1 pseudogene is annotated in these 367 nt (G+C 42.0%); it reads right to left on the bottom strand.

Going from position 1 to position 367, the window contains the following annotated elements:
* Positions 1 to 170: 170 nt before the first annotated feature.
* Positions 171 to 367, bottom strand: a pseudogene (locus IQR33_RS33810) (WYL domain-containing protein); the annotation flags it as partial.

The following is a 367-nucleotide window of genomic DNA, read 5'->3' as shown; positions in this document are numbered from 1 at the left end:
GATTGTGTCGAAGTTTTGCCTTTGGCCTGATAGTTCTAGACCAATGCATTACCTTAAAAAAATAGACAAACTGAAGTTTGTCTATTTTTTCCGCCAAGATAACATCTCGTCCAAACAAGATCGTTGGTTTACGTTAAAGCTTAATTTCCTCGGAGTTATTTACTTCAAGCTTAATCAATCTTGTTCTGTATAAAGCCGGGCACTAGAGCTCGTATAGAGTCAACATGCTCTAACTCATGCCTATTCATCAACTGCAAGTTGAAGGCATGCGGCGGCAAAGAAGCATTAGGCGTGCAGTCTACGTGGAGGTCATTGAGCACGTAGCCAGCTAACGCTTCGTTGGTTGTAATGTTTCGCACGTATTGAC

Origin of the sequence: Vibrio sp. OPT46, assembly GCF_015163535.1 — a bacterium.
In the GTDB taxonomy this organism is placed as follows: domain Bacteria; phylum Pseudomonadota; class Gammaproteobacteria; order Enterobacterales; family Vibrionaceae; genus Vibrio; species Vibrio alginolyticus.
This window is presented reverse-complemented; position numbering and strand designations above follow the sequence as displayed.